The organism is Peptoniphilus sp. (genome assembly GCF_050943655.1).
Classification (GTDB): Bacteria; Bacillota; Clostridia; order Tissierellales; family Peptoniphilaceae; genus Peptoniphilus_A.
In genome coordinates this window covers 1-8,702 of the sequence record NZ_JBMNPQ010000061.1, presented here as the reverse complement: position 1 = coordinate 8,702, position 8,702 = coordinate 1, and the positions used below count along the sequence as shown (strand labels likewise).

7 protein-coding genes are annotated in these 8,702 nt (G+C 34.4%); 1 reads left to right on the top strand and 6 read right to left on the bottom strand.

Going from position 1 to position 8,702, the window contains the following annotated elements; genetic code table 11:
- Positions 1–22 precede the first annotated feature (22 nt).
- The 6 genes from ACOX6R_RS06200 to ACOX6R_RS06175 all read right to left on the bottom strand — a co-directional run bounded on the left by ACOX6R_RS06200 (position 23) and on the right by ACOX6R_RS06175 (position 7,336).
- Positions 23–493, bottom strand: a complete 471-nt coding sequence (locus tag ACOX6R_RS06200; RefSeq protein WP_433448366.1) for a DUF2975 domain-containing protein — start codon at positions 491–493, stop codon at positions 23–25.
- An 803-nt stretch (positions 494–1,296) separates the two neighbouring features.
- The gene (locus ACOX6R_RS06195) at positions 1,297–1,923 is read right to left on the bottom strand and encodes a glutamine amidotransferase-related protein (protein WP_433448364.1); all 627 of its coding nucleotides are present in this window, start codon (positions 1,921–1,923) and stop codon (positions 1,297–1,299) included.
- On the bottom strand, positions 1,920–3,287 hold the full coding sequence (locus tag ACOX6R_RS06190; protein ID WP_433448362.1) for an alanine/glycine:cation symporter family protein: 1,368 nt from the start codon (positions 3,285–3,287) through the stop codon (positions 1,920–1,922). Before ACOX6R_RS06190 ends, ACOX6R_RS06195 begins: the two co-directional genes overlap by 4 nt.
- A 16-nt stretch (positions 3,288–3,303) precedes the next feature.
- Positions 3,304–4,677 (bottom strand): sodium/glutamate symporter, encoded by a 1,374-nt coding sequence (locus ACOX6R_RS06185; protein WP_433448360.1) that lies wholly within the window; start codon positions 4,675–4,677, stop codon positions 3,304–3,306.
- A 5-nt stretch (positions 4,678–4,682) separates the two neighbouring features.
- Positions 4,683–6,026, bottom strand: a complete 1,344-nt coding sequence (locus ACOX6R_RS06180; RefSeq protein ID WP_433448358.1) for an MmgE/PrpD family protein — start codon at positions 6,024–6,026, stop codon at positions 4,683–4,685.
- Positions 6,027–6,094: 68 nt separating this feature from the next.
- Positions 6,095–7,336: an NAD/NADP octopine/nopaline dehydrogenase family protein gene (locus tag ACOX6R_RS06175; RefSeq protein WP_433448356.1), complete on the bottom strand. Its 1,242-nt coding sequence runs from the start codon at positions 7,334–7,336 to the stop codon at positions 6,095–6,097.
- Positions 7,337–7,463: 127 nt separating this feature from the next.
- On the opposite strand from ACOX6R_RS06175, the gene ACOX6R_RS06170 reads away from it, so the two are divergent.
- Positions 7,464–8,342 (top strand): LysR family transcriptional regulator, encoded by an 879-nt coding sequence (locus ACOX6R_RS06170; RefSeq protein WP_433448354.1) that lies wholly within the window; start codon positions 7,464–7,466, stop codon positions 8,340–8,342.
- Positions 8,343–8,702: the final 360 nt, after the last annotated feature.

Here is an 8,702-nt window from a genome sequence, read left to right as displayed (position 1 = left end):
AATTATCTTTCCCATAAAAACCTCATATAGTCAGATCATTTTCTTCTTTTAAACGGGTTCCCTCGGCAACAAGGTCCGAAAGAATGAAGAAAACTTGTGACAACAACAAATAAATAAAAATACCAACTCCAACGAACAAATTGGTAATAGAGCCGTCCAAATTAAGATTCGTATAAAAAATTATAAGAATCATTGCAAAAATAGAAAGCACAAAAGAAAGGCCGATATTTTGAAGACCTCTAAGCATTGACTTTTGAAAAATATTTCCATTCCTATAAAAAATTAAGCACCTAAAACCAGTACCAAGAGCAAAAATCGTCGCAAAAACAATGATTTCGCACAGCACAAGCATGGGAAGTCTCATATTAGAAAACTCGGGGAAAAATTCCGCAAACTTTTTAGAAATTGCAATTAGCTCATAAGAAGCAAACAGCAAAGCAAAAATTAAAACGATGAGGGACGCACCTACCAAAAAAACTCTAAACTTTTTCATAACACACCTCTTGAATAAAGAATACCACTGTTATTATCGAATTACAATAAAAATTTATCGTTTATCGATAAGTGGATTGTTAAAATATGTCTGTTCATTTTAATAAAACTTTAAATTTGTCATACTGAGTGGAGGAGGAACTTTACGACGACGGAGTCGCACTTTACAGCATAAGACCTATTACGAAATCAAAGATTTCTGTTAGGTCTATAAAGGATCTGTAGAGACTTGGGAACGATGTGTGGTCGTTTTGATGAGAAAGTGTTTTGGAGTATCTTCTCCGTTGGGTTTTCTTATTAAGACGCATAGGTTGTTTCTCCAGAAGGTGCAGATTCTTCACCCTTCCGGGTACACGGCGACTCCGCATTTCACGCTCGCTCAGAATGACGGATGGGAGGTCTTTTCTTTAAGACAATAAGGTCTCGCTTGACTGCTTTGCAGATTCTTCACCCTTCCGGGTACACGGCGACCCAGAAAATTTATGCGAATTTTCTTTCACTCAGAATGACGGGTGGTAGGCCTTCCAAATTCTTTATTAATAGAAAAAAGGATATGTCAGGGGAACGTTACTTGGCCTAGCGGCCCGAGCGGTTCCTCTGACATACCTTTTTTCCTTTGTTTAATTCTTTATTTTATTTTGTTTTAAGTTTTCGTAAGGTTTTCTAGTCAAGACGACAAGGCTATTTATCCTCAATTTACAAATCCCTTATCCACATGCCACGCGGCGCGCCTCCATACTACTCAACATAATAAAAATTAATCCCCTACTTTTTGCAGGGGATTAGTATATGTTATTTTCAATTTTATAGTTTTAGGAAGTTTTCTAGTATTATTTTTCCGTCTGTGTTTTCTTCGTTATATTTTTCTGGGTGAAACTGAACTGAGTATAGATCTCTATTTTTATGTTTCATTGCTTGAATCTTGCACATTTCTGTTGATGCCAACAAATAAAATTCTTCGGGCACACTTTTTACTTCGTCTCTGTGAAGTTCAAATGCTCTAAATTTTTCATCTAAACCGTGAAATATTTTGTCATGTTTTGTGATTTCTATTTCTGTAAATCCTGTTTCTCTTATGTCTTCTTCGCCAGGCTCAACTTCTATCATTTTTCCAAAGTTTGCTCCATATGCTATTGCTATTAGTTGATGTCCTGCACAAACTCCGAGTATTGGTGTGTCAGTAGTTTTTATCATTTCTATTTCGTTTTTATAGTCAGATAGTATTTCTTCTAAATCCCAATCATAAGTTACTCTGCCAGTTAGATAGATATAATCTGGTTTTATTTTTTCTAATGTCTTTTCATTTATTTCTTTATGATGAAGCACTTCAAATTCACATTTTTCTATTTTTAATATGGCCTCTTTTATTGTTGGTATCCAACCAAAGTCATCGGCATCTTTTTCGTTATTTATTATCAATATTTTTTTCATTTTTTCATCTCCTCGGCTTTTAAATTTTTCCAATAGTCATTGCTTATGCTAAATATTTCTTTGCTCTCGAGAAGTATGACTATTAAGTTAACCACCATGATTATTGCTAAGAAGAAGTCTGTTACGTCCCATATTGAATCGAGTACTGTAAGTCCGCCGACAAATGCTGCTATTAAATAGAAAATTTTGTAATATCTTGCTTTTTTGGATGATATTACTGTTTGTAGTTGAGACTCTCCTATATATCCAAATCCTATTACTGTAGTGTATGCAAATAGAACTGTTGCTATTCCGACTGCATAGCCAAATATTTTTGATGTTTCTGCAAAAGCTTCTGTAACCATTATTGCAGCATTCCCGTCTGCACTAAATACTCCACTTGTAAGCACTGCAAGTCCTGTTGCTGTACATATTATTGTTACTAAAAATATTTCTGTTACTCCATATATTGCTTGTTCCACTGGATTTTTTACTTTTGCAGGGGCATGTGATACTGTAAAGACTGCTTGACCTGCTCCAGATACGAAGAATCCTCTAGCTATACCAAATTGCATTGCTTTCATTATTCCATATCCAAGTGCTCCGCCTGTAACTGCTACTTTTGTGAAAGCTCCTTTAAACATTAATCCAATAACTGGAATTATGTTTTGGTAGTTAAATACTATAACAATTATAGAGGCTATTAGATAAAATATTGACATGAGCGGAACTAATTTTTCTGCAACATCGCCTATTCTCTTTATTCCACCTATTACTACTATTCCAGCTAAAACCATATTTATTATTGTCACTACAATTTTATAATCTTTTGCATTTGGAATTATGTTTACAACATTTTCAATTATTACATTTGACTGGATCATTGTACTTAAGAGACAAACTATAACCATAAGTGCCACAAGTACTTCTCCAAGGCCACGGATATTTAGTCCGTTTTTAACATATAGTCCAGGTCCTCCTACATAAGTTCCGTCTTCTGCTTTTCTTCTGTATTTTATTATGATTATTATCTCTGCATATTTGATTATCATGCCTATAAATGCTGCAACCCACATCCAAATGATGGCGCCTGGCCCTCCTGAAATTAATGCAGATGCAACTCCAACTATACTGCCCATTCCTATTACTGATGCAAGAGATGTAAACATTGACTGTGCTGAAGTTAATACTCCTTCACTGTCATCTTCATTTTTCTTTCCGACTTGACCGATTGTTCTTGAAAGGATGTATTTAAATTTTTTTATGTGGACTCCTTTTGTTCCAATTGTTAGGTAAATTCCTATTAATCCTAAGAATACTAAAGCAGCGGGTCCCCATAAAACGCTATTTATCGCTTTTACGAATCTCAAAAAACCTTGTGCCATTTTTGCCTCCTATCTATCACAAATCTACTTTTATCTCACCTGGTCTTAGTACTGAACCATCATCTTTGAAAACTCCATATTTTTTCTTACAAATTGAAAGTAGAATAAATCCAATTATTGCCAAGACAATTCCTGTTATTAGAGAAAATCCACTTACAATTAGAGTTGGCAAAATTGCAATTAAACCTATTTCAATAAAAGAAATGAATATATAGGCCATGCCATAGTCTTCCAGAGTCCTACTTTGATAGTTAGGATCCACTATCCTAAGAAGTGTAACACCAATTGCGATAACTCCTGTTGACCAACCAAATATGAATATTCCTTTTTCAAACCAATATTTTGAAAATAATTTTTTTGATACAAATAATAAGTACAAAATTACAAACAATATACCAATCAAAGTTAGTATTAATATTGGAACGATGTATTTTATTACAACAGAGACTTTAATTGTTGCTATACCGAAGGAAACCAAATAGTCTGTTGCCATACTTCCGATGTGACTTATTGCAGACTTATCTACATAATCTTCAATTCTAAGAGCCTTAAGTATTCCTTGTAACAAAACTCCAAAAAGCATTGCTACAGAAAACATAGGTATGCTAAGTTTTGGGAATAGTCCTTGAAGATAATTAGTTAAATAATATCCTCCGCAAGTTGCCATGAGTATTAGCATAAAGTGCCAAGTTAAAGAGTCAAGTGACATATTGTTTATAGTTTCTTTACCTATAATTTCACGCTCTTCAGGTGGGTTCATACCTGTTCTCATTCCGTCAGGAAGTTCTTTTATTGTTCTGATAAATCTTGTCCATTTTTTTCTTGTACCAATGTTAATAAATACAATTCCTCCAAGAACGCCAAAGACAAGTCCTATTGTTGCAAATGTTTGTGCTATAGGTAGAGCTTCATCCCAGTTAATAAGTTCTGAAAAGGCACCACCAAAAGCAGCTGCTGCGCCATGACCTCCAATAAATCCGCCTGGCATCAATACGGAAAATGCATCTGGAACTTCTTTAAAGAATGTTCTTAAAACCAAACCGCCAACTACAAGAGCAATTGCATATTGTAAAAAATATACTGATGAATTAATTAAGAATGTATCTCCAACTTCGTTCATCGTATCTTTAAATGAACCTGATCTCTTGTTCCCAATAAATAGTGAAGCAAATAAGAATACAACTAGCATATACGGATAGCTTCCCACTTCATCGGAAAATGGAATAATGTCTAAAAACTGATTTCCAAGAAATAGTCCCAAGAATCCAGCAATTAACGAACAAGGCAATAAAAACTTTTGTATAATTCTCACCTTAGCCCTCAAAATTTGAGCGACAAAGAGTAAAATTGACATCAAAGCAAAATCCATTAAAAAATCATATGCTGTCATAATGTTCACCCCTTAGTAACTATTTTTTTATTGATTAAATCAATTATTTCATTGACGTTTATATCTAGATTATTTTTTAAAATATCTAGTATCTCTTTTTGTGAAGAACTGTCAATTATGCCTTCAGTTCTCTTGATAAATTTCTTTTCTATCCAGTCGATATCGATATTATCAGTGTGTTCACCTGGAGCTTGATAAACTTCAGATTTATAAACTTTATCGTCATCAGTAATTATCTCCATCCAAGCAAGTCTCTTTTCTGGGAACTGTTCTTCCATCTTTGGATCAACTTTAAAGAAAAGTTTATCCATCATAGCTAAAACTTCCGCATCATCAAGGGCAGATTCCTTTACTTGATTAATTCCAACGTCCTTATGAACTAGAGCTGCTGCTACAGGCCACGCTATATTATATTGGGCCTCATCTGTAGTTTTTGGTTTTATCTTGCTAAGTTGTGCAGCAGAACTAAATGTATAAACGTTTACTTTTTTTATGTCTTTGTAATCAATATTGTTGTCATTAATTAAATCTATTCCAGCAGTGATAGGTTGGTGTGCCCATCTGCAACATGTGTAAGGTTTAAAGTATAGATCTTTAATGATAAACTCTTTGCCCAAAGTCTCAACAAAATTAGAATATTCAGGAAGTTCAAGTAAATATCCAACACCTGTGCTTCCATATAAAGTTTCAAGAACTGCTTGCATTCCCACTAGTCCACCAAAAGGAACTCCGTCTTTATTCATAGAAGGATGCTGTACAGATCTCATCACTGGAGTAAGAGGTGCGTGAAATTCAGCAATAGATAAAGCATTGTTAATTTGTTTTTTGTTTAATCCAATTATTTTTGACATGCCTACGGCAGTTCCAACTGCTCCATAAGTGCCGGTACTATGTAAATAATCATAGTGATCCTGGATGGCAAGGCCTGCTCTAATTCCAACCTCATAACAAATTACAAGAGCCTCTAGAAATTTTTTATAACTTACATTTTTAAAAGATGAAGCTGCCAAAAGTCCAGCTATAAATGAAGTGCCAGGGTGTCCCTTTATCAAATTGTAGCCATCATCAATATCAAAAGAATTTGATGAATGAGCCATGGCAACAACTGCACCTGGTAAATTCAACATATCCTCTGTACCAATTACTTTTACGGCGCCATCTTTATAAAAATCTTTAGAAAATTCAAGACCAACCTTAAACTGTTCGCCCATACTTCCTAAAATCAAGGCGTTGAATAAGTCGACACTGCATAAAATTGCCTGCTTCTTAACATCTTCAGGTAAATCTTCCCATTTAGTTTCCAAAATAAATTTTTCAACTTTAAAATCTCTATTAAAATTAAAATCCATAATAATACTCCTTATAAAAATTAAGAGGCTTAAGTTTATAACAAAAACTAAAGCCTCTTCTTAAAAGTTTATCTATTATAAACTCCGTTATTCAAATAATCTAATAGTTCTTCTTTAGGCATGTCGTCTATGCCAAGATATGCTAAGTTGTACTTACTTTCTTCAAAGAAATTCTTGTCGTGCATTGCTCCAGCGAGGACGATCATTGAATCAATAACAGGTGTTTTAACTCCGTATTGAACGCCTAAATCGTGATAAATTTTACATCCAATTGGAACGTCTTCTGTCATATATCTGTGGTGAATTGAGTTTGGACCAGTGTTTCCTTCATCAGATGGTTGATCTAGTGGGAATACAACATTGTCGTCGCCATTTTCATCTAAGCCCATGTATTCTTGAGTGAGCACGCTTCTTCTTGAGAAGAACATTTTTTTCTTATACTTAGGAATACCCACACCAATTTCATTAGCTAGTGCAATTTCTTCGTTGTAGAATTTATATTGAACTTCGCAAATTGATGGAGATAGTCCGTGGCTGTACATTGAATAAGTAGTTCTGTCGTGACCACAATAAATAACTCCCCAGTTTTCCATTGTAGATACGCCAAGTATTGTTGCTGGAACGTGAATTACAGGGTTTACATTGGCAAAGTCAATATCAAGAATTGTTTCGCCTTTGCTAGGGCCGTCTCCTTGATATACTGCATCCATTGCTGGAAGATACTTGCCTGCTTCTAAGAATGCATCTGTATCAGTCATTGGAAGAGCAGCTCCTCTTAGAGTGATTGCTCTATACTTAACTCCAACGTGTGGGAATTGGAATCCATTAATTGACTCAATACGAGTTCCATAAGGTGCACTTGACCAACCGCCGATGATTACATCTTTGTCGCAGTTCATATCTCTCATCATTTTTCTAAGTAGTAGACAACCGAAGTTATCAGCAAAGATCATAATTACTTGACCATCTTCTAGATGAGGAATTAGTTCTTTAAAAATAGGTTCGTGGCCCCAAGATCCACAAGATACAACTATAATTCCTGCGCCCTTAACAGCTTCTTCAATATCAGATGTAATAACATCTAAAAAAGCTTTTCCTGATCTTTCAAATCCGTCTCTGTTTCTTTGGATACCATCTAAAAGAATTCCAGTTTTTTCTAGTCCTTTTAAAGACTTTTCTGCAAAAGGCATAATGTCAAATAATCTGACTTCCGCTCCGCCTAATTTACTGTCTGCAGCAATTGTTTTACCTACAGCTCCTCCACCTAAAACTGCAATAGGTTTGTCCTTTAAATATTCCATGTTTTTCATAACTTTCGCTCCTTTGTTTTTTTATAGTATCGCTTTACAATGTCATTATATTATGGCATACTTAATAAGTAAAATAGATGTTTTAGATGTTATCAATCAGTATTTTTGATGAATGGACGAGGTATTTATGGAACTTAGAAACATAATCACTTTTTTAGAAGTTGTGAAATACAACAGCTTTACAAAAGCGGCAAATGAAGTTGGCTATGCACAGTCCACTGTGACCATGCAAATACAACAGATTGAAGAAGAATTAAACGTGAAACTATTTGATAGAATAGGAAAGTCAATTTACTTGACCTCATATGGCGAAAAATTTCTTGTCCTTGCCAAAGAGATGTACAACTTGTCTCTTCAGATGAATTACCTAAATAAAGATTTTAGTGAGATGGAGGGAACCCTAAGAGTTGGGACGATAGAGTCGCTATTTTATTCCGAGATGGTTCATAAATTTTCGCAATTTATAGACAAATTTCCAAATGTAGAGATAAAAATACGAACGGGAAGTTCTTTCGAACTATACAATGAACTGTCAAAAAATAACTTAGATATTGTATTTGGAATTTCAGATCCAGGAAACAAATACTCATTTGATGAAATATTTACAGCCAAAACAGACCTTGTATTTATAACAAATAAAAAATATGTTGACACAATCAATGTGGATACTTTTGAAGACACATTATTTGTGCTTACTGAAGAGGAGAGTTATTATAACAAAAAACTAAGAAAATTATTTGCAGATAATGGTTTGACAATTAACAAAAAAATACACATACAAAATATTTTTGCAATAATTAACTTTTTGGAGTTTAACAAAGGCGTGGCATTTTTGCCAAAATATGTAGTAAAAGACCACTTGGAAGACTCAAACTTTACAATATTAGAAACAAATTTACCAACAATAAATGCAGAAGTAAGTGCAAGCATCAACAAAGAAAAATGGAAGTCACCATTTTTAAATTATTATATAAAGCTGATTGAAAATATCGGATACGACATATAATGATGTGACTTAGTTGTAGGGAAGAGATTTTTGTTTTGTATTTAAAGAATGTGTAGGATTGTAGGAGATGTGTAGTCGTTTTATTGAGAAGACGTTTTGGAGTGATTCTCCTTTACACTAATTCTTTAAAACGATTAGTTCTCGCACGATTACTTTGCAGATCCCTCGATTCGTGTTTCACGCTCACTCGGAATGACGAAGTGTGAACGCTGTTACCCAAATAGGTCGGTTACTGTGCCTATGGTTTATCTACGTTATGTAGTAGAATTCCTCATCCAACGTCATCCTGAGCGAACGAAGTGAGTCGAAGGATCTGTAGGGTAATGGTGGCGATGTGTTCTCGTTTTATTGAGAAAGTGT